Origin of the sequence: Cyanobium sp. T1B-Tous (assembly GCF_024345475.1) — a bacterium.
Classification (GTDB): domain Bacteria; phylum Cyanobacteriota; class Cyanobacteriia; order PCC-6307; family Cyanobiaceae; genus Cyanobium_A.
Window position 1 is genome coordinate 1 of sequence record NZ_JAGQBE010000048.1, and the last position, 21,904, is coordinate 21,904.

A 21,904-nucleotide genomic window follows, 5' to 3' on the forward strand; every position below is an offset into this window, starting at 1 on the left:
TTCGGTGAGCCAGAGCCCGGTGGGGTGGGCGGTGCTCTGCAACGAGAATGCCGCTCCGATCTCCTCGCCCCAGTTGGGGTTGCCGCTGAACAGCATCAGCTGCACATGGCCGCGCCAGTGGTCGGCTTCGTTCCACTGCTCCACCGGCTTGGCCAGCCCCGGCCCCGCCACCACGTCCAGGCTGAGCTGCTGCACCCAGCTGGCGCCCTGGCGATCGCCTCCGGCTGGATTGGCGAGCGGCTGGGCCTGCAGCTGCAGTTGCAGGTCTAGCCAGCCGGGCAGCTGTAGCAGGCCGTTGAGGTCGGGTCCCTCGGCCTGCACCAGCGTTTCTTTGGCGGGCATCTCACAGCGTCCTGCTGGGGTGATGCCCGCCAGTAGGAGAGTCAGCAGCAGCACGCTGAGCCGCTCACGGCCCGAGCTGCCCCGGCTTCGGCCTGGCTCAGCTGTTGCCGATGCCGTCGGCGGCGTGGTAACTGCTGCGCACGAGGGGGCCGCTGCGCACCTGCGCGAATCCGAGCTCCCTGGCTGCTGCCCCCAGTTCCTCGAATTCCGCCGGGGTCCAGTAGCGGGCAACCGGAATGTGGGCGAGGGATGGCCGCAAGTATTGCCCCAGGGTGAGGCGCTGGCAATCGACGCTGCGCAGGTCCCGCAGGGTCTCCAGCACCTCCTGCTGGCTTTCCCCGAGTCCCAGCATCAGGCCGCTCTTGGTGGGGATGGTGGGGGCCAGGTCGCGGGCAGCGGCCAGCAGCCCCAGGGAGCGGCGGTAGGTGGCTCCGCGGCGCACCTCGCCCTGGAGGCGCTCCACCGTTTCCAGGTTGTGGTTGAAGCAGGCCGGTGCGGCCGTCAGCACGGCGGCCAGCCGTTGCCGTTGGGCGGCCAAGCCCTCCCCCTCGTCGCGATGTCCGCCCCAGAAGTCGGGGGTGAGCACTTCGATGCCAACCCCAGGGCTGCGCCGCCGAATGGCCGCCATGGCGGCGGTGAACAGACCCGCTCCGTGGTCGGCCAGGTCGTCGCGGGCCACGGCGGTGAGCACCACGTAGGACAGCTGCAGGCTCGCCACCGCTTCGGCCACCCGCTCCGCTTCGCCCGTATCCAGCGGGGCGGGGGCCTGGCCCTTGTCCACCTGGCAGAAGGCACAGCTGCGGGTGCAGATCGGTCCCCCCAGCAGGAAGGTGGCCGTGCCGGCGGCGTAGCACTCGGCGCGGTTGGGGCAGCGTCCCTCCTCGCAGATCGTGTGCAACCGCTGCTGCTTCACCACCCCCTGCACGGCCTCCAGCGCTGAGGCCTGGCCCACGGGGCGTCGCAACCACGCCGGCAACCGCTCGGCGGGGGCGATGGGGCTGTAGCGGGATCGACTCGTCATGGCCGGGCGTTCGTCCTGGTCACTCCACCTGGCGCCGCCCTTCGAAGGCCCGCGCCAGGGTGACTTCGTCGGCGTACTCCAGTTCGCTGCCCACCGGCAATCCGTAGGCGATGCGGCTCACGGTGGTGAAGGGTTTGAGCAGGCGGGCTAGGTACAGGCTGGTGGTGTCGCCCTCCACGCTGGGGGTGAGGGCGAGGATCACCTCGCTGATCCCCTCGGCATCCACCCGGCGCACCAGCGGCTGCACCTGCAGCAGCTCGGGACCGACGCCATCCATGGGTGAGATCAGTCCACCCAGCACGTGGTAGTGACCCTTGAATTCCCGGGTGCGCTCCATGGCCAGCAGGTCGCGGGAATCGGCCACCACGCAGAGCTGGCCGTTGCCGCGCTCCTCATTCCGGCAGATCTCACACAGGGGCTCGGCCGACAGGTGGAAGCAACGCTGGCATTGGCCCACCTGGCTGCGGGCGGCCAGCAGGGCATCGGCAAAGCTGCGGATCTGCTCTTCGGGCTGGCGCAGCAGGTGCAGGGCCAGGCGCTGGGCCGTGCGGGGGCCGATGCCGGGCAGCCGCTCGAACTGGTCGATCAGCCGGGCCAACGGGCGCGTGAAGCCGCTCAGCGATTCGCCGCAAGTGGCTCGAATTTAGGCGCGACGGCCCATTAACCGACAGGGCTCCCCGATCCCTCCAGGTTGGTTCCGGTGAGGTCGGCCCCGTCCAGTTGGGCCCCCGTGAGGTCGACCTCGTCCAGGATGGCGTCGCGCAGGTTGGCTCCACGCAGATCGGCCCCGCGCAGGTTGGAGCCGGTGAAGTCGGTGCCGGCCAGGTTGGCGTTGCGCAGCACGCTGTTTTCCAGGTTCACCTGATGCCAGCGGCCATGGGGGGCCTGGAGGTTGTGGAGGTCATAGCCGGCCAGCTGTTGGCCGTCGATCGGCAGTCCGGCTCCGTTGAGGCTCTCGAGGGCATGGATGCGCCCCATCAGCCAACGGGCACCGGCTTCATTGCAGGTTTTCAGCAGCTCGTAGGCCTCCAGGTTCTCCCGCTGCCGGCGTTTGTGGCCTTCGAGGATGTAGAGGAAGGCGGCGGTCACGATGCTGAGCGATTCCACGTTGCCGACGCTGATCAGGGCTTCCGCATCTCGCCAGAGGCAACCCTGGGCCCAATGGTGGTTGCGGCAGGTGGCGTAGCTGTTCACCACCAGCAACAGGGCCAGGGCCCCCGCCGCCGAGAGGCTGAGCCGGAACAAAAAGGAGCCATCCAGCAGGCGGAAGAAGGGGGAGTCGTGGCGCCGTTGCTGTCGGTCGACCCAGGTTGGCTTGCGAGGCATGCGGAGGGGCTGGGAATCCGAACCCATGCTGACGGCCCAGCAGAATGGCGCCACGCAATCTGCCTGCAGCCATGGCTGTCTCCCGCAACGTGGCCCTTTCCCGCATCCTTCTGCCCCGCCTGGTTGCCCTGGTGTTGGCGGTGGCCCTGGTGGCCTGCAGTGCTGCGGCTGCAGGGCTCAACGGCTTCCAGAGCCCCGACGGGCGCTACGCCTTCCTCTACCCCACCGGTTGGACCCGGGTGCAGGTGAGCGGCGGCCCCCAGGTGGTGTTCCACGACCTGATCAACAGCGATGAAACCCTCAGCCTGGTGATTTCGGAGGTGAACCCCACCAACGACCTGGAGAAACTCGGCAGTGCCGTGGCCGTCGGGGAGCAGTTGCGCCGCACCGTGATCGCCCCTGAGGGCAGCGGCCGGGCCGCCGAACTGGTGGAGGCGTCCGAGCGCCAGGAGGGGCCCCGCACCTTCTACGACCTGGAATACGCCGTGCACCTCGACGACCGCGACCGCCACGAGCTGGCCACCGTGGTGCTCGACCGGGGCCGCCTGTACACCTTTGCGGCCAGCACCAATGAGATCCGCTGGGCCAAGGTGAAGGACATGTTCCACCAGGTGGTTACCTCGTTCACCCTGTTGGTGTGACGGCTCCGGCCACGGCCGGTGTGGTGATCGTGGGTGGGGGCCTGGCGGGCAGCCTCCTGGCCCTGGCCCTGCGGGCGCGGGACACGCCGGTGACCGTGGTGGAGGCTCCGCCGATGGCCCCATCTGGAGGGGGCGCCGTCTTCAGCTCGGCCACGGCGATCAGCTATGGCGCCCTGCCGGGCTGGCCCCTGGCCCCCACCCCCCTGGCCCGGCTGGCGGCCGGGGCCTCCCGGCACTGGCGCCGGCTGCAAACCCAGCACGGGGACCTGGGCTGGCGCCGCCTGCGCCTCCGCCTGCAGGGTGGACCCGCCTGGTGGCCACTCCCGTTTGCCCAGGTGGATACGGCCACGCTGGCCTCGCGCTTGCCCGTCGCCTTGGAGGCCGCTGGCGTGACCCACCGGATCGCCCGGGTGGAGCAGCTTCTCGCGTCAGCGGCGCCGGGGTGGCGGCTGCAACTGGGCGATGGCACCAGCTTGGCGGCCGGCCAGGTGGTGCTGGCGGCGGGAGCCGGATGCCGCCAGCTCTGGCCTGGCCTGCCCGACGGGCTGCGCAGCAGCTGGGCAGCGGTGCTGGAGCTCCCTCCCTCTCCACTGATTCAGGGCCGGCAGGCCGCCTGGTTGCCGGCCCGCTTTGGCCGGGTCGCGTTGGAACGCCGCGCCGCGGATCTGAGCCAGCCCGAGTGGCTGGTGGATGGGGGCCTGGTGCCCCGGGGGGATGGGGCGCTGCTGGGCCAGCACACCCTGGTTCGTCCGGGGCTGGAGCTGGGCACCCCGCCCCCGGCCGGGGTGGTGGAGGAGCAGTTGCGGCGGTGCTTGGCGGACCAGGCCTGGGCGGCAGCCCTGGCCCCCCTGCCGGGCCGTTTGCTCCAGGCGCCCGTGGCCTTCTGCACCCAGGGGCTCCCCCTGGTGGGTCCGCTGGCGGAGGCCCCCGGACTCTGGGCGTTCACTGGCTTCAGTGCGGGCTTCAGCCAGGTGCCGGTGCTGGCACCGCTGCTGGCCCAGGCCCTGGTGGCGGGTGGTGATCGGGCGGCTGCTGCGAGGCGGCGCCTGCAGCAGCTGGGCCTGGGCTGGTCGGATCCGGTGGGGGCTGACAGGCGTCCCTGATTCCTGCAAGCTGGGCGCCATGACTCAGGCCACCCCCGACGCCGCAGATCCCAGGCCCCCCAGCCCACTACAGCGATTGCAAGGCCGCTGGCAGGGGCTGAGTGATCACAGCCAGGTGGGGGTGAGCCTGGCGGGAGTGGGTGGTGCGCTGGTGCTGTGGGCCCTGTTCTGGCCCGTGCCCACCGAGGTGGAAGGTATGGGGGTCCTGGTGTTTCCCGACAATGCGGGGATCCTCAATGCCCGCTCCGGTGGCCAGGTGCGGGAGCTGCTGGTCAAAGAAGGCGAGCGCGTGAGTCGCGGCCAGGTGCTCTTGCAGCTCTATTTGCCGGTGCTGGAGCGCCAACTCGACCAGCAGCGCGGCAATCTGCGCCAACTCCAGCGGCACAACGCCCAGCTCGATGAGCGCGATGCCCTGCGCTTGGTGACCGAGAAGCGGGCCCTGGACACGGCCCTGGCCAAGTTTTCGGACGATCGACGCCGCTACGGCGCGTTGCAGTCGACGTATGCCAGCAAATTGCGCAACCTGGAGTGGCTGGCCCGCCGTGAGGTGGTGGCCCCGCTCTCCACCGAGGTGGTGTCGGCTGAGCAGGGGCTCACCAGCACCAGCGTGAATCTCGACGACGTCAAGATCAACGAGAAGAACGTGGTGACCAATTACCAGCAGGTGAAGCTCAGCATCGAGACCCAGGCCCTGCAGCGCCGCTACCAGATCGACGACCTCAAGCGTCAGATCCAGGTGACCGAGGCCAAGATCGCCTACGACGGCAAGGTGCAGGCCGAGCGCGACGGCACGGTGCTCGATCTTCAGGTGATTCCCGGCCAAACGGTGGGCACCGGTCAGCGCCTGGGCACGATTGGCCGGCCTGAGCAGCCCAGCGCCCAGGATCGCCCCCTGCGCGCCGTGGCCTACTTCGCGCCCGCCGATGCGCGCCGGCTGCCCCTGGGTCTGCCGGTGGAAGTGGTGCCGCTCTGGAATCAGCGCGGCCGCTTCGGCGGCATCGTCGGCAAGGTGAAGCAGGTGCTCACCCTCCCCGCCACCGAAGACGACATCTCCACCACCATCGGCAACCAGCAGCTGGCCCAGGAACTCACCAAGAAAGGTCCGGTGATGCGCAGTGAGATCGAATTGGAGCGGGATCCCTCCAGCGTGGATGGCTACCGCTGGACCCTGTCGGGAGGCAGCGGTGTGTTTCCGATTCGCGATGGCCTCACCGTGTCGACCCACGCCTACGTGGAATGGCGCTCGCCGATCAGCTACGTGATCCCAGGCCTGCGGTCCCTCACCGGTGGCTACCGCAGCCCCTGGATCGATCAACGCTGGAATTTGCCTTTCCTGCGTCAGCCCAACACCAACCCAGGAGCAGCCCTGTGAAGTTCTGGTCTCTGTCGCAGATCCGCAACCCCCTGCTGCGCCAGGAATTTCCCTGGCTGGTGAGCGAGGTGGTGCTGATGGTGATCCTGCTCAATGCCAACCCGCCGGAGCTGTGGTTCTGGTTGGTCGTGTTGTTGGTGGTGCTCCTCTATCGCGTGGAGCGCTGGTGGTCGTCCCGGCCCGGGGCCTGAACGGCCCGCACCTGGTTGCCTCCCTCCTCAGGGTTGGCTGCTGTTGAGCTGCAGTTGCGGTTGGATCGGCAGGTTGGGGTCGCGGGGCATCGGCAGCAGTTCCCGCAGCAGCTTGGCGTAGGTGATGTTCACGCCCACCGTGGCGTTGAGCCGCTGCACCAGGGCGTTGATCAGACGGTCCTGGGTGTTGGACAGGTTGAGTTCACTGTCGAGGCCGGTGAGATAGCGCAGCCGCACATCCCGGAAGGCCTCCAGGGCTGCCGCCACCCCCCGTCGAGCTGAGCTGAGCTTGGCCAGGCTGGCTTCATGGTTGAAGAAGGCCAGCTCGATGCGCAGGCGGATGTCATTGCGGCTGGCCGCGTATTGCTGGGCGGCGGCGGCCTCTTGCTTGGCCAGGGCCCGGGCCTGGCCAGCGGTGGTGCCGGCGTCAAACAGCAGCCAGGTGAAGGTGAGCCCCACCGACCAGTCCCAGCCGTTGGTGGTGCTCAAGGGCAGTGCGGTGGAGCCGCAGCAGCCGCCGCCGCCAAGATCGAAATTGCTGAGGCTGGTTTGGGAGCTGCTGCCACCGCCGCTGGCAAACAGGGCGAGTTTCGGCAACAGCCCTGCCGCGGTGGCCTGGCTCTGCTGGGCCAGGGCCGTGCGGGCGGCCAGGATCGCTTCCAGTTCGGGATTGCCCCGGTAGGCCGCCAGCAGGCTGGCTTCGAGATCGAGGGGCCAGCGGGGTTGCACCACGATCGGGTCGCTGGGGCTGGGGGTCACGGTGGCGGGCAGGTTGAGCAGCACCGCCAGCTGCCGGCGGGCCACGGCGCGGTCGGCCAGCGCTTGGATCAGCGTTTCTTCATCGGTGGCCTGGATGGCGCGGCGGCGCAGCACATCGAGCCGCGGCACCAGGCCGGCCTGTTTGAGGTCGAAGCTGTCCTGCAGGATCACCAGGTCGTTGCGCACGTTGGCGTCGTAGACCCGCACGAGCTGGTCGTTTTGCTGCAGTCGGTAGTAGGCCTCACTCACCTCCAGCTGCAGGCTGCGCAGCTGGTTGGCATAGGTGTTGCGCTGCCGCTCCAGCACGGCGCGCGCCGCTCGAACCTTCGGCGTGCGGGCGAAGTCAAGGAGGGCGTAGTTGAGCTGCAGGCCCCCTTCGATGTCCCCTGTGCCCGAGGTTGCTGCCACACTGCCGCCGTCGGGCACGTAGAACGCCCCAGCGGTGGGATTGCCGGAACTATCCGACAGGCCTGTGGGAGAGAACTGGGGCCCAAAGCCCAGGTTGTCGTTGGGCTTGTTGGACGTGACGGTGCTGCGGCTGCCCTCATAGCCGCCGGCGGCAAAGGCGCTGATCGTGGGCCAGTAGGTGCCCATCGCGGCCTGGACGCTGGCCAGGGCGGCGGCCACCTGCTCGCGCTGGGCCTGCAGGCTGGCGCTGTTGGCGAAGGCGATGGCTACGGCCTGCTCCAGGCTGAGGCTGGCGATGCTGCCCGCTTGGAGCTGCTGGGGGCTGGGCAGATCCAGAGGTGGGCCGGCCACGGCGTCATCCGGTTGGATCGGACCCTGGGCCGGTTGGTTGGCCCGGATCAGATTGGCGGGTAGCTCCGGGGTGCTGAGCACGTTGCCCACCGGGGGCTCGGGCTCGCTCGGGATGAGCTGATCGAGCGCGCGCAGCTCCGCATCCAGCTGCTGCCAGCTTCGCTCCAGCAGGGCGGTCGACTGGGCTTGGGGCTTCCCGGTTGGGAGGGATGGGGCCAGGGCCGCCGGGGCCCCATGGGCCGGCAAGCTGGCGAGCAGCACCAGGGCCAGGGCGCAGTTGCGGATTGCCACGGTGGTGCCGATGAGCCCCTGATTCCGATCAGTGTGCTGAACGGAATGCTCGCTTGCCTGGCAGGGTGTGCACTCTGGCGGACGGCAGTTGGGGGCAGCACCGCTCACGGCACCGCAGCCCAAGCGGCCTCGAAGCCTCGGGTCGCTTCGACCAGTTGGTGGCATGTGATCGCCCGGCGTCCACCGCTGCTGCCCAGCAACACCGCTGTGGCCAGTGGATCCTGGAACGCTGCTTGTTCAGCCAGCTCCAGCCGCTCCAGGTCCGGGCCAGCGGCGGCGTTGGCCCCCAGCGGTGGGGCATCGGGCCAGTGCTGGGCCCAGCCGTCGAGCTGGTCGGCCAGGTCCTGGAGGAGGGCGTGTTCTGCTTCCATCAGGGCTCTCAGGCCAGGGCTGGTCAACGGCACCACCGGCAGGCGCAGCATGGTGCGGTAATAGCCGATCACGGCGCTCAGCCATTGCTCCTGCAGGTCCCAGAGGCGCCGCATCCGTTCGCCTAGGCGGTCGTAGCCCAGCTCCTGGGTGGCCTCCTGGCGCTGGCTCTGCAGTTGGAGGGTGGCGTTCACCAGCTGGTTGCGCCGCTGCAGGCGGGCGCTGGCTTCCAGTTCCCGTTCCTCCAGCAACAGGCTGGCCCGTTCCCGCAGCAGGGTGGCGATCTCGCCAAACAGTCGCCGGGAGTGGGCCTGGTGCTGGGCCAGGGCGCGGCTGGGCCAGATCCAGCTCACCGCCAGCCACGCAGCCAACACGCCGATCAGGGTCACCACCAGGCGGGTGGGAATCCAGCTGGCCAGATTGGTGTGGTGCACGGTCCAGCCCATGGCCACCACGAGCCCGGCCACCTTGTAACCGGACCGCAGACCGAGGGATCCTCCGAAGATGCGCGTCAGGCCCAGGGCCACCGCCACGCCCAGGGGCAGGGGCAGGGCCTGGCCCATGGTGTTGAACCCGATCGCCACAATCACTCCCCCGAGCAGGGTGCCCAACACCCGTTGGGTGCCCAGCAAACGGGTGGCGCCCACCGTGCCTCCGAGGGCTGCCCCCACGGCCAACGGGGCATAGAACGGGTCCGGGAGCCCCAGCATGATCACGAATCCCGCTGAGAGCCCGGCGGTGAGGGCCAACCGCAGGTCGGTTCGGGTGATCAGGGGGGTGGCGTTCATGGCCGGCCCCCCTGTCCTCGGCTGGCCAGGGCCAGGCTCCGGGCACTGCGGGTGAGCCGCTGCAGCTCATCGTCGAGGGCCAGCAACAGCAGGGGGGGGAGCCCCTGGGCCTGGGCGAGGTCCGGGAGCCGTTGCCGTCTCGGCAGACCCAGGACCTCGGGCGTCGGGTTTGGCCCCAGCAGTGCCGGCAGCCGTTCCAGCCAGGGTGTGGCGGCGGCGGCCAGGGCCCCCGGGGGCAGCAGCTGCCCGAGACGCTGCAGCTGCAGGCTGTGGTGGTTGATCCGCTCCCAGAGCAGGCTGCGCTGGCGCCAGTGCTGCCGCTGGGCGAGGCCCTGCGGGTTGCTGCGCAACTCGTCGTTCACCAGCTGGTTGAGTTGCTGGCAAAGGCGACTGCCCACGATCGGCTGGCTGGCCTGCCACGCCCCGGCTGTCGGATCTTTGAGCTGGCGGCGGATTTCCTCCAGACGGTGGCCCAACACACCCCGCAGCTGCCGGTCCAGCTGGGCCATCTCCGCCAGCCGGTTGATTGGCCAGAAGAGGGCATTCACCAGCAGGGTGGCCGCCACCCCCACCAGGGTGTCGGCGGTGCGGTTCACGACATAGAGCCAATTGAGCTCGGCGTAATCGGCCACCAGAAACAGCATCGAGCACATCACGATTCCGGTGGCCAGGCCCGCCTGCCAGCGCATCAGCCGCAGCAGGGGCACCACCACCAGCAACGACACCGTCAGCCCTACCCAGCCACTGAGCAGGGTGTGCACCAGAAAACTGACCACGCCGGCACCGATCGTGCCCAGCACCCGGCCCCGGGCCGCGGCCATCACCCGGGTGTCGGTCTCGTCCATGCACATCACCACCGCCAACAGCGGATACCAGATGAAGCGCACGTCGCGGAAGCTGAGCGCCCAGGCGCCGGCCAGGGCGGCGGCCAGGCCGATCTTGAGGGCAGCGCGCAGGGCGGGGGTGCTCAGCACGCGGGAGTGGGATCACAGCCTTGTGGTGATTCTGGCGTTCCCGTCCAGGGCGATCGATGATGGAGGGGTTGGACCCGGATCATTGCCTTTCACCCTGGATCTGCAGATCCTGCTGCGCCTCGGGCTCGTGGTGCTGTGCGGTCTGGCCGTGGGCATCAACCGCGCCCACCACGGCAACACCAGCCACCCCAATCGCCTGCGCGTGCACGTGCTGGTGGGGCTCAGTGCCTGTCTGATGGTGCTGGCGGCCGGCCCCGATCCCCAGGCCCGCAGTCGGGTGATTCAGGGGGTGGCCACTGGGGTGGGCTTCCTGGGGGCCGGCGAGATCCTGGTGCCCCCCAGTGGTGACAAAACAGGCCCGCCGGAGGTGCGTGGTCTTACCAGCGCCGCCTCGATCTGGTTCACCGCCGCCCTGGGCGTCACGGTGGCGGCGTCCACCCCCCTGTTGGCCGGGGTGGCCCTGGTGCTGGCCCTGATCACCCTGTCCCAGCGCAGCAATGGCGCCAGCCGGCTGAATGCCGATGCGGAAGCGGATCAGAACAGGAAGCGGTAGCGCCCGTCGTTGGCGGAGTCTCCCTCGCTGCTCGAGCCGTCCAGCACCGGTTGGGGCCAGTCGGCTTCCCAATAGCTGATGTCGTTGCGGTAGAAGGGCCGGCCGCCGAGGCGTTTGGTTTCCAGCTGGGTGGTGCCCATGGCCGTAATCAGCCCGCCCAGCTCCATCGGGCCGAGATCGGTCTTGAGGTCTTTCCCCGCCGCGGCCAGCAGCACGGGCAGCCGCACCAGCTGCTCCGGCCGGGTGAGTTTGCGGAACAGGGCCTGCAGGGCCAGCTGTTGGCGCTCCAGCCGACCGATGTCACCCATCTCGTCGTGGCGGAAGCGCAGGAAGCCCTCCAGGTCCCGTCCCTTCAGGGTCTGCAGGCCCGGTTGCAGGTCGATGTACAGGCCCTGGCTGTTGTCGGTGTAGGCCATCCGTTTCGGCACATCCACCTCGATCCCGCCCAGGGCATCGGCCATGCGCCGGATCGCCGAGAGGTTCACCACCACGTGGTGGGTGATCGGTCGGCCCAGTTTGCGGGCCAGTTCCCGTTTGAGCAGGTCGGTGCCGCCCAGGCTGTAGAGGGCGTTGATCTTGTGGGGGCCGTAGCCCTCGGCCTCGATGTAGGTGTCCCGGGGCACCTGGGTGATCCGGGTGATGCCGCCATCCACGCGGAGGCTGGCAATCACATCGGTGTTGCCGCCGCCCACATCGGTGCCGAGCAGCAGGATGTCCTGGTTGGTGATGCCACTCCAGGCTGCGAAGGGGTTGGTGATCGCGGTGTTGCTCCCCGCGGCCGTGTCGCTGAGCAGTTGGGAGAGCGGACTTGCCAGCAGCAGGCCCCCGCCCAGGCCAACCCCGATCGCCAGCAGCACCGCGCTGCGGTTGCCTCGCTTTCGGGGCCGCTTGGCCGGAGGGGTGTTCATCCCCCAAAAGCTATTGCACGATCAGGGCCTCACAGCCGGAGGGGCTCGCCGGTGCGCAGGCCGGCCTGCACCCGCCACAAATTGGCGTAGGGACCCTCCGCTCCGATCAGCTGCTCGTGGCAGCCCCGTTCCACGATCTGTCCCTGCTCCATCACCACGATCCGATCCGCGTGACGCACGGTGGAGAGGCGGTGGGCGATCACCAGGGTGGTGCGCTCGGCGGTGATCAGGTCGAGGGAGCGCTGGATGGCGGCCTCGGTTTCGTTGTCCACGGCGGCGGTGGCCTCATCGAGGATCAGCACCGGCGGGTTTTTGAGGATGGCGCGGGCCAGGGCGATGCGTTGGCGTTGGCCGCCGGAGAGACGCTGGCCCCGTTCGCCTACCACCGTCTTGTAGCCCTGGGGCAACGCCTCGATGAAGGCGGCGGCTTCCGCCAGCTCCGCGGCCCGGGCGATGGCGGCGGGCGAGGCGTCGAAGCTGCCGTAGGCGATGTTCTCGGCCACGGTGCCGTGGAACAGGAACACCTCCTGGCTCACAAGGCCGATGGCGCGTCGCAGGTCATCGAGCCGCAGGGAACGGATCGGAGTGCCGTCGAGCAGGATCTCGCCGCCCTGGATCGCGTAGAGCCGCAGCAGCAGCTTCACCAGGGTGCTCTTGCCCGAGCCGGTCGCTCCAACGATCCCCAGGGTGCTGCCGGCGGGGATGTCCAGGCTGAAATCACGCAGCAGGGGGTCCCGGCCGGCGTAGCCGAAGGTGACCGCCTCGAAGCGGATGGCGCCCCGCACCTGCTCCAGGGGCAGGGGGCGTTGCCCCCCGGGGATGGCGATCGGGGTGTCGAGTAGGTCGAGCACCCGGTTGGTGGAGGCCATGGCCCGCTGGTAGTCGTCGAGGGTGCGCCCCAGGCCGGTGAGGGGCCAGAGCAACCGCTGGGTCACATACACCAGAAAGGAGTAGGTGCCGATCGCCAGGGTGCCGCGCCAGGCCTGGAGTCCCCCGATCACCAGGATGGCGAGGAAGGCAAACAGGATCGCGAAGCGGATCAGGGGAATGAAGGCCGCCGAGATCTGGATTGCCCGGGCGTTGCTGCGCCGATAGGCCTGGCTGTCCTGCGCCAGCCGCTCCAGCTCCCAGGCCTCGGCGACGTAGCTCTTGATGGTGAGCATGCCGCCCAGGTTGTTCGCCAGGCGACTGGCCAGATCACCGGCCTTGTCACGCACCTCGGCGTAGCGGGGGGCCAGCCGCTTCTGGAAGCGCAGCGATCCCCACAGGATCACGGGGATCGGCAGGAAGGACACCCCGGCCACCAGGGGGGAGAGGGCCACCATGGCGCCCCCCACCGCGAGAACCGTGGTGATCAGTTGCAGGATCTCATTGGCCCCCTGGTCCAGGAAGCGCTCGAGCTGGTTGATGTCGTCGTTGAGCACGGCCATCAGCCGGCCGCTGCTGCTGGCTTCAAAGAAGCCCATCTCCAGCTTCTGGAGGTGGGCGTAGGCCTCCAGACGCAGTTCATGCTGCACGGTCTGGGCCAGGTTGCGCCAGAGCAGGGAATAGAGGTATTCGAAGAGGGATTCGGCGCTCCAGATCAGGAAGGAGAGGGCCGCCAGCACACCCAGCTGACCCGGCACGGTGGTGACGCCGATGGACGCCAGCCAGGAGGTGTCCTGTTGGACCACCACATCCACCGCCAGGCCGATCAGCACGGGGGGGGCCAGGTCGAACAGTTTGTTCAAGACCGAGCAGCTGGAGGCCTGCCACACCAGTCCGCGGTGGGGCCTCAGGGTGTGCAGCAGCCGCTCCAGGGCTGGGGGGTGTCCGGCGATGGGCTGGGGCGACATGGCCGGGGGCGCGATCACTTGGTGAAGATCTTGCCGTTCCCCTGGTGGGGTGGGTGCGGCAGGCGTAGACCGAAGGCATCTCCCCTGGAGGTGCCATGACGAAAAGCAGAGCGTTCAACCGCTTTCATCGCTGGACGGCCAAGGTGCGCCGCCGCCATCTGAAGGCCTGGTTGCCAGAGCCCCGTGAGGGTGAGCCCATCCTGGATCTGCCCGGTGCAGCCCTGCGTCAGCAGACCTGGCAAGACGACCAACTCCATGAACTGGAGCAGGAGCTGCCGCAGCTGCTCCGCTAGCTCTGGCCATCACGGGCCTGGTGTCCGGCCAACAAAAGACCCCTGGCTGTGGAATGCTCCACGGCCAGGGGTTCTTGGCTCGCTCACCAGGGCTAGGGCCAGGGCCTTACCAGCGGTTGCCGCCGCCGCCACCGCCGTAGCCACCGCCGCCGCCGCCATAACCGCCGCCACCACCACCGCCGTAGCCGCCGCCGCCGCCACCACCACGGTTGCCGCCGCCGCCGCCGCCATAGCCGCCGCGACCGCCGCCGCCGCCACCACCGCCCTCACGGGGAGTGGCCTTGTTGACGCGGATCATGCGGCCCATCCACTCGACGTCCTGGAGGTCGTCGATGGCTTTCTGTTCCGCCGCGTCATCGGCGAGTTCAACAAAGGCGAAGCCGCGCTTGCGGCCGGTTTCCCGGTCGAGGGGCAGGCTGCACTGGCGCACCTCTCCGTACTGGCCGAAGAGATCAAGCAGGTCCTCCCGTTCGGCTTGGAACGAGAGGTTGCCAACGTAGATGGTCATTAATGGAGCAAATCCTGGAACTGATTCCGTTGATGCAGAGGGACCTCGGGCATGCCAGCGGGAACCAGCGGTGCCGGAAGGAGCCTGAACGCCTAGAAATCACCGCCAACCTTACCGGTCTGCCGTGCCGTGTCCGGGGAGGAAGTCCTGGTTCATGGAGAACCATGAAGCGGTTCTGAAGAGACCCTGTAGTCCGTCCCGCGATCCCCGATAGTGACCCATTGTCAGCAAACCCTGATCAACCGCGAACTCCGTGATGACAGCACCTGTCCCCTGGAGCCTCGCCTGGTGCGAGGACGGCGAGCTGGCTCCCCAGGATCGCTTTGACCTGCTGCAGAGCCTGGTGACCAGTGAATGTGCCGACGTGCAGTGCTCCTTGATCGCGGCCGTGGAGCGGCTGTCGATCACCGAGATCACCAGTCTCAGCCTTGGAGAGGTAACCCGTCTCTGCGCCTAGTTGAGGGCCCCAGGACCGGTTTGCGGTGAGGGAGCCCTCACAGCCCGCTGGTCCGAGTGGCGCCCACAGGCGTCATGGGCGTCCTCCACATCGCTGCCCTGGGCCACCCGCTCCCCCACGCATCCGCAGGTTCGGTCGATCTGAGACAGGGACAGGGATTTCCCCTGTTTCTTCAGGTCGGCTTGGTAGGCCGACAGGCAGAAGGCCTTCACCACCTCCGCCACGCCCGTGGTTTGCCCCGCCGGCACCCAGGCGATCAGGCCCAGCAGCAGCAGGCCGACGGGGGCCGATCGCAGGGTGCGGGGACGCATGGTGGGCGGCCTGGTGCAGGCGGGTTGGGCTGCCCCGAGGGGATTACCCCTGCAGACGGGAGATCTGCAGGGCCTTGTTCATCACCCGCAGTTGGCGCAGACCTTGGAAGACCTCATCGGGCATGCCCTTGGGGAGGTCCACGGTGCTGTGGGTGTCAAAGATCTGGATGCGGCCGATGGAGCGACCGTTCAGACCGGCCTCGTTGGCAATGGCACCCACGATGTTGCCGGGCTTGATCCGGTCACGCCAGCCCACTTCCACCCGGAAGCGCTCCATGTGATCTTCCGGCGGTCCCATGGGGCGGTCACCCCGGGGGCCCCGATCCGAATCGCGGCCGATCTCACGACCCCGGCCCCGGTCGCGGCCAAACTCGCGGCCCCCATCCCGTCCCCCATCTCGGCCAGGTCCGTTCTGGCGCACCTGCTGGAAGTTCTCCTCGCTCTGCAGCAGCAGCGGTTTGCCCGCCAGGCTCAGTTCCAGGGCGGCGAGGGCCAGTTGGTCGGGGCTCGAGCCCTGTTCCTGGGCCACCCGTTGCAGGATCTCGCTCAGCAGGGCCCGCTCTTGCTCACTGCTGGCCGGCGTCTGCAGGCAGCCAGTGAGGCGGGTCCGCATCCGGTCGAGTCGGTTCTGGTTGATGGTGGCGTTGCTGGGCACCTCCATCTCCTCGATCGGTTTGCCCACCGCCCGTTCCAGGCCGCCCAGGAAGCGTCGCTCCCTGGGGGTGAGAAACAGGATCGCGTCGCCGCTGCGGCCCGCCCGCCCCGTGCGGCCGATCCGGTGCACGTAGGCCTCGGAATCGAAGGGGATGTCGTAGTTGATCACCAGGCCGATCCGCTCCACATCGAGGCCTCGCGCGGCCACGTCGGTGGCGACCAGCACGTCCACCTGGCCACTCTTGAGCCGTTCGATCGTGCGTTCCCGCTGGGCCTGGGGCACGTCGCCGTTGAGCACGGCCACGTCATAGCCGTGCTGCTCGAGCGATTCCGCCACCGTGATGGTGATCGCCTTGGTGCGGGCAAAGATGATGACCCCTTCGCTGGTCTCGGCTTCGAGCACCCGCTCCAGCGCGGAGAGCTTGTGGGGGGCGTGCACCATCAGGAAGCGCTGGCGGATGCGACTGGCGTCCGCGGCCTTCTGCTTGATCGTCACCTCAGCCGGAGAGTTGAGATATTTCTGGGATATCCGACGAATTTCGGCCGGCATGGTGGCCGAGAACAGCACAACCTGACGCTGTTGGGGGAGTTGCTCGAGCACCCATTCGACGTCGTCGATGAAGCCCATGCGCAGCATTTCATCGGCCTCGTCGAGCACCAGGGCCCGCAGGTTGGAGAGGTCGAGGGTGCCCTGGCGCATGTGGTCCATGACCCGGCCAGGGGTACCCACCACGATCTGAACACCGCGTTTGAGCTGGTGAATCTGGTCGCGGAAATCGGCACCGCCGTAGATCGCCAGGGTGCGAACTCCGCTCAGGTGGGTGGCATAGCTGTTGAAGGCATCGGCCACCTGCAAGGCCAGTTCCCGGGTTGGGGCCAGCACCAGCACCTGGGGCTTGCGCTCCTGGGGATCGAGGGCGGCCAGCATCGGCAGGGCGAAGGCTGCCGTTTTGCCGGTGCCGGTTTGGGCCTGACCCACCAGGTCGCGGCCCAGCATCAGCTCGGGGATGGCGGCTTTCTGGATCGGGGAGGGTTCCTGATAGCCGATGGCTTCCAGGGCCTTCAGCAGCTCGGGCCCGAAGCCGAAGCGGGCAAAGCCCTGGGCACCGGAGGGTTCGGGAGTCGGGGTGGCGTCGGAAGCGGCCTGGGGTTCCCGCTCAGAGGTGGCTTCGAGGGGCGCGTTGATTTCGACGGAGCAGGTGAAACTGCCGCCGTTGGAAAGTTCGGTCACTGGATTCAATTTGGCCTGGTTGAAGTCCTTGAACGCAGGCCGGCAGAAACCCAATGGAGACAAGAATGCTGAAGGGATGGGCCATGGCTGATCAGCTGAACGCTGCGCGGCCCTACCCGAACTTCAGAGGCTCTCGCCTGCAATTAACAAAACTGCCCTGCCCTTGAAAAAGGCTGAACCAAAACTTTATCACTCGCGATGGCGGGGCCCTAGAGCCTGCCGAAGTCGTCGGCCAGGCGTTCGATGTCGGTTTCGCTGAGCCAATCGCCCCGCTGCACCTCGACGATCTCGAGATCGTCGCTGCCTCCCTGGGCCCGATGAATCGCTCCCTGGGGAATGAACACCGTGGTGCCCGGCACCGCAGCCATCACGACCTCGGCCACCTGCAGCTCACCGCTGCCCGCCACCACCACCCAGTGTTCGCAGCGGTGGTGGTGACGCTGCAGGCTTAGGCGCCGGCCGCTGCGGATCAGCAGCCGTTTCACCTGGTAGTGGTCGCCGCTGGCCAGGGTTTCAAACCAGCCCCAGGGGCGTTCCACCCGGCCATCGGGGTTGGTGGGCTCGGGATGGGTCACGGCGCCAGGCTGGCGCTCGCGGCCGGGGCCCGCAAGGGGGTGATCAGCCGCGCCTGCTGCCGGGCCCGGGTGAGGGCCGTGTAGAGCAGGCGCCGCTGGGGCCGGCCCGTGTCGGGCATCAGCACCCACACCTCATCGGCCTCACTGCCCTGGGCCTTGTGCACGGTGAGGGCCAGGGCCGGTTCCGCATCCGGGAGCTGGGCTGGATGGATCCAGAGCGGTTCGGGTTGACCCGGAGCACTGAACAGCAGCCGGCGCTCCCCGGAGGAACGGCCAGGCCGTTCCATCACCAGGCCCACATCGCCGTTGGCCAGCCCCAGCTCCACCAGGTTGTGGCGGCACAACACCGGAGTGCCCACCGGCCAGTGCTGGGCGGGGCGGCTGGCGGCCTCCCCCAGGAGGGCCTGGTGAATCGCCTCCACCCCCCAGCGGCCGCGGCGCAGGGGCGTGAGCACCAGGCAGGCCTCGAGCGCGGCCAGCAGGGCGGCGGTGGCGGCGGGATCGTCCGGCGGGCAATCGCGGCAGCGTTGCTCCAGCTGGTTCTGGTGCTGCCGCAGCCGCTCCAGCAGGGCCGAGGGCAGGCGGCGCGGCGCGGCCTCCAGCCAGCGCAGGTTGGCATCGGCTGGCAGCGGCTCCAGCAGGGAGGTCAGCCAGGTTTCGAGGGGATCCTGCCCGTCCCGCAGGGCGGCGGCCACGGCGGCGATGGCGCCGTTGTTCCGGTAGGTGGTGCGCAGGGCGATGGCGGCGTCCCCCAGGGCCTGGCGGCGCTCGGGGGCCTGCAGGTCCAGCAGCACGGGGCCCGGGCCCACCGGCGGCAGCTGGGCGGCGTCGCCCACCAGCACCAGTCGGCAGTCCTGGGGCAGGGCGTCGAGCAGGGCCTCCATCAGGGGTAGGTCGACCATGGACACCTCGTCCACCACCAGCAGGTCGAGGGCGAGGGGGTGGTGGCGGTTGCGGCCAAACCGTTCGCCCCGGCTCTCCAGCAGCCGGTGCAGGGTGCTGCAGGGCAGTTGCAGGTTGGCGGTGGCCAGGGCGGCCCGCAGGCGGGCGGCGGCCTTGCCGGTGGGGGCGGCCAGGTGGATGCGGCTTTCCGGTTGTTGGGCCTGCACCGCGGCCAGCATGCGCGCCACGGTGCTGGTCTTGCCCGTGCCCGGCCCCCCTTCCAGCAGCACCAGGCCGTACCGCAGCACCGCGCTCACGGCCCGTTGCTGGTCCCCATCCAGTCCGTCGGCGGGGGCGGTCTCCCCCGCGGGCTGCAGCGGCCGCTGGGCCCGGGCGATCAGGGCCTGCAGCACCCCTTCCCGCTGGCGCTGCCAGCGGCGCCACAGCAGCCGATCGCCCTCCAGGGCCAGGGGGCCGTGGGGCTCGGCACAGAGGGGAGAGGCGGCCAGGGCTTGGCGATGGCGGGTGCTGGGCACCGGGATCTCCAGCTGGCCCTCCGCGAGGGCCACGGCCAGGGCTTCGACCAGCTCCTCCACCAGGGGATCGGGGCTGGCGCCGTGGAGCCGCGGCAGCGCTTCGCCGAGGGCCTCGGCCAGGGCCTGCAGCCAGGCGGGTTGTTCCGTGGGTTGGCGGGCGTTCATCGGACTCCTCCCAGAACCTGGTCGAGGGCCAGCAGCCGGGCCAGGGGGGGCTGCTCGAGGAACATCCCCGGCACGCACTGGGTGTCGCTGGTGGCCCCGGGCACCCCGCGCAGAAACACGTACACGTAGCCGCCCAGGTGCTGCTCCGGGCGGTAGCCGGGCAGGCGCCAGCGCAGGTAGCGGTGCAGGGCCACCAGATAGAGGTGGGCCTGCAGGGGGTAGTGGTTGGCGGCCATCAGCTCGGCCATGGCGGAGGGGGCGTAGTGATGGGGACCGCAGCGCAGCGGTTGGCCCTGGCCGTCCCGCTCGCCCAGCCAGTTGCTCTTCCAGTCGGCCACCCACCAGCGCTCGCCGTGGCGGAACACCAGGTCGATCGAGCCGGTGAGGAAGCCCTGGCTGGCCACGTCCAGCTGGGCCAGCTGCTCGGCGTAGGCGGCCCCAAACCACCCCTCGGGATGGTCGCTGAACGGGCGCGCCAGGGCCCGGGACCGCACCAGGCCCAGGGGCAGGTCGAAATTCATTTCATTGAGGCGCAGGTCCGGCGCCAGCTCGGCCAGCTGGAAGCCCCCCAACGCCCCGCCCAGGGGGGTCTGGCGCAACTGCTCCAGCCCCAACACCACCGCCTGCAGCTGGGTCTCGGCGATGCCGGCCCGCTGCAGCTCGCGGGCGCAGAGGTCGGCCTGGGCCGCCACCGGTTGGCGGTAGTCGAGCTGCTCCAGGATCCGGTGCAGGCAATCCCCGGCCTGGGCGCCGCGGGGGAAGGCGGCCAGGGGACCATCGCTCGGCCAGGGCTGGCTGCCGTGCTCGCCGCCCGCTTCGCTGCTCGGCGGGCCGGCCTCAAGGTCGGCCACCAGGGCATCGGTTTCCCGGCCCTCCTCCACGGCCTGGGGCGCCGCGCCGTGGCTGCCCTGGGTCCAGCTGGTGTAGCTGCTGCGGCCCCAGGTGGGATCGAACGGCTGACTGGGCACGGGGCCCCGCTCCAGGGGCTCTCCTGCGGGGCTGGAGGCCGGCTGCCACCGGATCCGCTGGCCCCTGGCGGGGGGATCGATCAGGCTCAGCGCCAGGCCGCGGCGGCTGATCGCCTGGTCCAGCCGGTCGCGCCAGACGGCATCGCTGCCGTCTCGATAGGGGTCGTGGTCGGCGCCCGGGGGGGCTTCCTGGTCGAACAGCCAGGGATGGAGCGGGTTGCCCTGCTGCCCCTGCACCGGTCCCCAGGCGAGTACCAGCAGCAGCCGGGCCCGGGTGGCGGCCACATAGGCCAGCCGTTCCCGTTCCTCCAGTTCGGCCTGGCGCTGCTGCCGGCGGGCCCGCTGGCCGGCCCCCCAGTGGAGGTTGAGGTGCAGGTCGAGCACGGCCTCGCGGCGTTCCGGGTCGCCGTGCTCCGGCCGCCAGCGCACGCCGAGCCGTCCCTGGCCGCCCCGATCGCCGCTGGGGGCCTGCCACAGGTAGGGGCAGATCACCACCGGGTATTCCAGTCCCTTGCTGCGGTGCACCGTCACCACCGACACGGCCGCATCCACCACGTCGCTGTGGGGCTGGTGGGCGTCGGGCACGTCCTGGTCGGGCTCAAGCCGCAGGCGCCGCAGCCAGTCGGCCGCGGCCGCGGGCCCCAGTTGGTCGGCGTGCAGCCGTGCCGCCACCAGCTCACCGCATTGCTGGAGATCGGCCAGCAGCCGTCCCCCCAGGGAGAGCCTGGCCAGGCCCCGCTGCTCCAGCAGGCTGGCCAGCACCCCCAGCAGGCCCCGGCGGGGGAGCTGGGCGGCCCATTGGGCCAGCCGACCGGCCAGGGTGCTCCACTCCTCTGGCCCGGCGCCGGCGATCTCGGCTGCGCTCCAACCCAACAGGGGCGAGGCGGCGAGCAGCCGCAGCCGGTGGGCCTGCCCCGGTTCGGCCAGGGCGTCGAGCAGCCGCTGCAGGGCCGTGGCTCCGGCACTTTCGAACACATCCCGCTGGCTCACCAGCCGGCTGGCGATGCCGAAGGCCTCGAGGGCGCTGCGCAGGGCGTCGGCCTGGCGGTGGGTGCCCACCAGCAGGCAGATGTCGTTGGGGCCCAGGGGCCGGGTGCTGGCGTCCCCTGTGGCGCTGGGCTCCCGGTGTTCGCAGAGCCCGCGGTTGAGCAGCTCGGCCGTGAAGCTGGCGATCCGGGCCGGGAGCTCCCGCTCCAGGGCGGTGCGGCTGGGTGGTTTGTCGCCAGCGGACCGGTCGCCGCCGAGCCAGAGCAGTTGCAGGGGGTGTTCGTCCGCCGCCAGCGACAGGCTGGTTTCGCCCTGCTGGGCGCGCACCGGCGGCACGGCCAGGCCGGTGCGGCGCAGGCCCGGCTGCATCAGCCCATTGAGTCCGGCGATCAGGGCGCGGCTGGAGCGGTAGTTGTCGGTGAGGCTGCTGATGCCCGCACCCGCCTCGGCGGCTTGGCGGGCGTGCAGATAGGTGCGCAGGTCGCCGCCGCGGAAGCGGTAGATGGCCTGCTTGGGATCGCCCACCAGCACCAGCCGGTGACGCTCGGGCTGGAAGGCCCCCGCCAGGATCCGCCATTGCACCGGGTCGGTGTCCTGAAATTCATCCACCAGGGCCACGGCGTAGCGCTCCCCCACCGCCTGCAGCAGCGGTGTCGTGGCCCGCTCCCCGGGGTCGAGCCCCTCCAGCAACTGGGCGAAACCCAGGCGCCCACTCTGGCGCCGGCGGCGGTTGAGCTCGGCCCGGCCCCAATGGCAGGCATGCAGCAGCATCGCCTCCGCCGGACCCTCCAGCAGCTGGGCCACCGCCTCGAGCAGGGGGCGCTCCGGCAGGGAGGGCTCCCTGCCGTCATCCCCGTCCGTGCCCTCGATGCCCCGCGCCACCTTGAGGAAGGCTCCCGGGTGGAAGTAGTCGCGCAGCAGCCCCTCGGCACCGCCGCCCCGGCCCACCGTGGCGCCGTAGTCGCCCCCAGGGGGCTGGGCGGCGATCCAGCCCTCCACCAGGCCGCAGCGGTCCTTGCGGGGTTTGGGGTTGTAGGGGGCGGTGGTCTTGAAGCCCTGCTCACGCCAGGTGGCGGCGGTGCTGCAGAAGCTCGCCTCCAGGGCC

General features: G+C 69.8%; 21 protein-coding genes and 1 pseudogene. 7 read left to right on the forward strand and 15 right to left on the reverse strand.

Annotated elements, in window-relative coordinates:
- The 4 genes and pseudogenes from KBY71_RS10955 to KBY71_RS10970 form a co-directional block, all read right to left on the reverse strand.
- Nucleotides 1-396 (reverse strand): annotated as a pseudogene (locus KBY71_RS10955) (hypothetical protein); the annotation flags it as partial.
- A gap of 43 nt (nucleotides 397-439) precedes the next feature.
- The gene (lipA, locus tag KBY71_RS10960) at nucleotides 440-1,363 is read right to left on the reverse strand and encodes a lipoyl synthase (protein WP_254928941.1); all 924 of its coding nucleotides are present in this window, start codon (nucleotides 1,361-1,363) and stop codon (nucleotides 440-442) included.
- Between the two features lie 19 nt (nucleotides 1,364-1,382).
- On the reverse strand, nucleotides 1,383-1,952 hold the full coding sequence (gene recR / locus KBY71_RS10965; RefSeq protein ID WP_396095332.1) for a recombination mediator RecR: 570 nt from the start codon (nucleotides 1,950-1,952) through the stop codon (nucleotides 1,383-1,385).
- 71 nt (nucleotides 1,953-2,023) lie between these two features.
- Complete coding sequence (locus KBY71_RS10970) at nucleotides 2,024-2,689, reverse strand: pentapeptide repeat-containing protein (RefSeq protein WP_254928943.1); 666 nt, start codon at nucleotides 2,687-2,689, stop codon at nucleotides 2,024-2,026.
- Between the two features lie 71 nt (nucleotides 2,690-2,760).
- On the opposite strand from KBY71_RS10970, the gene psbP reads away from it, so the two are divergent.
- From psbP to KBY71_RS10990, 4 genes are read left to right on the forward strand one after another with little or no spacing between them, the layout of a single operon-like run.
- Nucleotides 2,761-3,330 carry a photosystem II reaction center PsbP gene (psbP, locus tag KBY71_RS10975; protein WP_254928944.1) on the forward strand — a complete coding sequence of 190 codons (570 nt, stop codon included), beginning with the start codon at nucleotides 2,761-2,763 and terminating at the stop codon, nucleotides 3,328-3,330.
- A complete protein-coding gene (locus KBY71_RS10980; RefSeq protein WP_254928945.1) occupies nucleotides 3,327-4,433 on the forward strand; it encodes an FAD-dependent oxidoreductase in 1,107 nt (368 codons plus the stop codon). The genes psbP and KBY71_RS10980 overlap by 4 nt, the downstream gene beginning before the upstream one ends.
- Nucleotides 4,434-4,452: 19 nt before the next feature.
- Complete coding sequence (locus KBY71_RS10985; protein ID WP_254928946.1) at nucleotides 4,453-5,805, forward strand: NHLP bacteriocin system secretion protein; 1,353 nt, start codon at nucleotides 4,453-4,455, stop codon at nucleotides 5,803-5,805.
- Nucleotides 5,802-5,996: a hypothetical protein gene (locus KBY71_RS10990; RefSeq protein ID WP_254928947.1), complete on the forward strand. Its 195-nt coding sequence runs from the start codon at nucleotides 5,802-5,804 to the stop codon at nucleotides 5,994-5,996. The genes KBY71_RS10985 and KBY71_RS10990 overlap by 4 nt, the downstream gene beginning before the upstream one ends.
- Nucleotides 5,997-6,023: 27 nt before the next feature.
- Here the strand turns inward: KBY71_RS10990 and KBY71_RS10995 are convergent, their stop codons facing one another.
- From KBY71_RS10995 to KBY71_RS11005, 3 genes are all read right to left on the reverse strand, one after another.
- A complete protein-coding gene (locus tag KBY71_RS10995) occupies nucleotides 6,024-7,805 on the reverse strand; it encodes a TolC family protein (RefSeq protein WP_254928948.1) in 1,782 nt (593 codons plus the stop codon).
- Nucleotides 7,806-7,909: 104 nt separating this feature from the next.
- Complete coding sequence (locus tag KBY71_RS11000; RefSeq protein ID WP_254928949.1) at nucleotides 7,910-8,962, reverse strand: FUSC family protein; 1,053 nt, start codon at nucleotides 8,960-8,962, stop codon at nucleotides 7,910-7,912.
- On the reverse strand, nucleotides 8,959-9,936 hold the full coding sequence (locus KBY71_RS11005; protein WP_254928950.1) for an aromatic acid exporter family protein: 978 nt from the start codon (nucleotides 9,934-9,936) through the stop codon (nucleotides 8,959-8,961). Before KBY71_RS11005 ends, KBY71_RS11000 begins: the two co-directional genes overlap by 4 nt.
- A gap of 82 nt (nucleotides 9,937-10,018) precedes the next feature.
- On the opposite strand from KBY71_RS11005, the gene KBY71_RS11010 reads away from it, so the two are divergent.
- The gene (locus KBY71_RS11010; protein WP_254928951.1) at nucleotides 10,019-10,489 is read left to right on the forward strand and encodes an MgtC/SapB family protein; all 471 of its coding nucleotides are present in this window, start codon (nucleotides 10,019-10,021) and stop codon (nucleotides 10,487-10,489) included.
- Here the strand turns inward: KBY71_RS11010 and KBY71_RS11015 are convergent.
- Nucleotides 10,471-11,397, reverse strand: coding sequence for an LCP family protein (locus tag KBY71_RS11015; protein WP_254928952.1), 927 nt, complete (start codon nucleotides 11,395-11,397; stop codon nucleotides 10,471-10,473). The two genes, KBY71_RS11010 and KBY71_RS11015, sit on opposite strands and share 19 nt — an antisense overlap.
- Before the next feature lie 29 nt (nucleotides 11,398-11,426).
- Nucleotides 11,427-13,232: an ABC transporter ATP-binding protein gene (locus KBY71_RS11020; RefSeq protein WP_254928953.1), complete on the reverse strand. Its 1,806-nt coding sequence runs from the start codon at nucleotides 13,230-13,232 to the stop codon at nucleotides 11,427-11,429.
- 95 nt (nucleotides 13,233-13,327) lie between these two features.
- Between KBY71_RS11020 and KBY71_RS11025 the strand changes: the two genes are divergently transcribed.
- On the forward strand, nucleotides 13,328-13,525 hold the full coding sequence (locus KBY71_RS11025; protein ID WP_254928954.1) for a hypothetical protein: 198 nt from the start codon (nucleotides 13,328-13,330) through the stop codon (nucleotides 13,523-13,525).
- 106 nt (nucleotides 13,526-13,631) lie between these two features.
- Here the strand turns inward: KBY71_RS11025 and KBY71_RS11030 are convergent, their stop codons facing one another.
- Nucleotides 13,632-14,033 carry an RNA-binding protein gene (locus KBY71_RS11030; protein WP_254928955.1) on the reverse strand — a complete coding sequence of 134 codons (402 nt, stop codon included), beginning with the start codon at nucleotides 14,031-14,033 and terminating at the stop codon, nucleotides 13,632-13,634.
- Between the two features lie 256 nt (nucleotides 14,034-14,289).
- Here KBY71_RS11030 and KBY71_RS11035 point away from each other — a divergent pair, with 256 nt between their 5' ends.
- Nucleotides 14,290-14,490, forward strand: coding sequence for a hypothetical protein (locus tag KBY71_RS11035; protein ID WP_254928956.1), 201 nt, complete (start codon nucleotides 14,290-14,292; stop codon nucleotides 14,488-14,490).
- On the opposite strand, the gene KBY71_RS11040 is transcribed toward KBY71_RS11035, so the two are convergent.
- The 5 genes from KBY71_RS11040 to KBY71_RS11060 form a co-directional block, all read right to left on the reverse strand.
- The gene (locus KBY71_RS11040) at nucleotides 14,487-14,801 is read right to left on the reverse strand and encodes a hypothetical protein (RefSeq protein WP_254928957.1); all 315 of its coding nucleotides are present in this window, start codon (nucleotides 14,799-14,801) and stop codon (nucleotides 14,487-14,489) included. The two genes, KBY71_RS11035 and KBY71_RS11040, sit on opposite strands and share 4 nt — an antisense overlap.
- 43 nt (nucleotides 14,802-14,844) lie before the next feature.
- The gene (locus KBY71_RS11045; protein ID WP_254928958.1) at nucleotides 14,845-16,686 is read right to left on the reverse strand and encodes a DEAD/DEAH box helicase; all 1,842 of its coding nucleotides are present in this window, start codon (nucleotides 16,684-16,686) and stop codon (nucleotides 14,845-14,847) included.
- Nucleotides 16,687-16,895: 209 nt separating this feature from the next.
- Nucleotides 16,896-17,261 carry a phosphomannose isomerase type II C-terminal cupin domain gene (locus KBY71_RS11050; protein ID WP_254928959.1) on the reverse strand — a complete coding sequence of 122 codons (366 nt, stop codon included), beginning with the start codon at nucleotides 17,259-17,261 and terminating at the stop codon, nucleotides 16,896-16,898.
- Complete coding sequence (locus tag KBY71_RS11055; RefSeq protein WP_254928960.1) at nucleotides 17,258-18,844, reverse strand: AAA family ATPase; 1,587 nt, start codon at nucleotides 18,842-18,844, stop codon at nucleotides 17,258-17,260. The genes KBY71_RS11050 and KBY71_RS11055 overlap by 4 nt, the downstream gene beginning before the upstream one ends.
- Nucleotides 18,841-21,904: UvrD-helicase domain-containing protein (locus KBY71_RS11060; RefSeq protein WP_254928961.1), on the reverse strand; the 3,064-nt coding region annotated here is incomplete at its 5' end. The genes KBY71_RS11055 and KBY71_RS11060, both read right to left, overlap by 4 nt.

Excerpts from the sequence above, each read along its gene's own strand:
- lipA (WP_254928941.1), bottom strand. The coding sequence starts at position 1,363 with ATGACGAGTCGATCCCGCTACAGCCCCATCGCCCCCGCCGAGCGGTTG.
- KBY71_RS10970 (WP_254928943.1), bottom strand. The coding sequence starts at position 2,689 with ATGCCTCGCAAGCCAACCTGGGTCGACCGACAGCAACGGCGCCACGAC.
- psbP (WP_254928944.1), top strand. The coding sequence starts at position 2,761 with ATGGCTGTCTCCCGCAACGTGGCCCTTTCCCGCATCCTTCTGCCCCGC.
- KBY71_RS10985 (WP_254928946.1), top strand. The coding sequence starts at position 4,453 with ATGACTCAGGCCACCCCCGACGCCGCAGATCCCAGGCCCCCCAGCCCA.
- KBY71_RS11000 (WP_254928949.1), bottom strand. The coding sequence starts at position 8,962 with ATGAACGCCACCCCCCTGATCACCCGAACCGACCTGCGGTTGGCCCTC.
- KBY71_RS11015 (WP_254928952.1), bottom strand. The coding sequence starts at position 11,397 with ATGAACACCCCTCCGGCCAAGCGGCCCCGAAAGCGAGGCAACCGCAGC.
- KBY71_RS11020 (WP_254928953.1), bottom strand. The coding sequence starts at position 13,232 with ATGTCGCCCCAGCCCATCGCCGGACACCCCCCAGCCCTGGAGCGGCTG.
- KBY71_RS11025 (WP_254928954.1), top strand. The coding sequence starts at position 13,328 with ATGACGAAAAGCAGAGCGTTCAACCGCTTTCATCGCTGGACGGCCAAG.
- KBY71_RS11030 (WP_254928955.1), bottom strand. The coding sequence starts at position 14,033 with ATGACCATCTACGTTGGCAACCTCTCGTTCCAAGCCGAACGGGAGGAC.
- KBY71_RS11035 (WP_254928956.1), top strand. The coding sequence starts at position 14,290 with ATGACAGCACCTGTCCCCTGGAGCCTCGCCTGGTGCGAGGACGGCGAG.
- KBY71_RS11040 (WP_254928957.1), bottom strand. The coding sequence starts at position 14,801 with ATGCGTCCCCGCACCCTGCGATCGGCCCCCGTCGGCCTGCTGCTGCTG.
- KBY71_RS11055 (WP_254928960.1), bottom strand. The coding sequence starts at position 18,844 with ATGAACGCCCGCCAACCCACGGAACAACCCGCCTGGCTGCAGGCCCTG.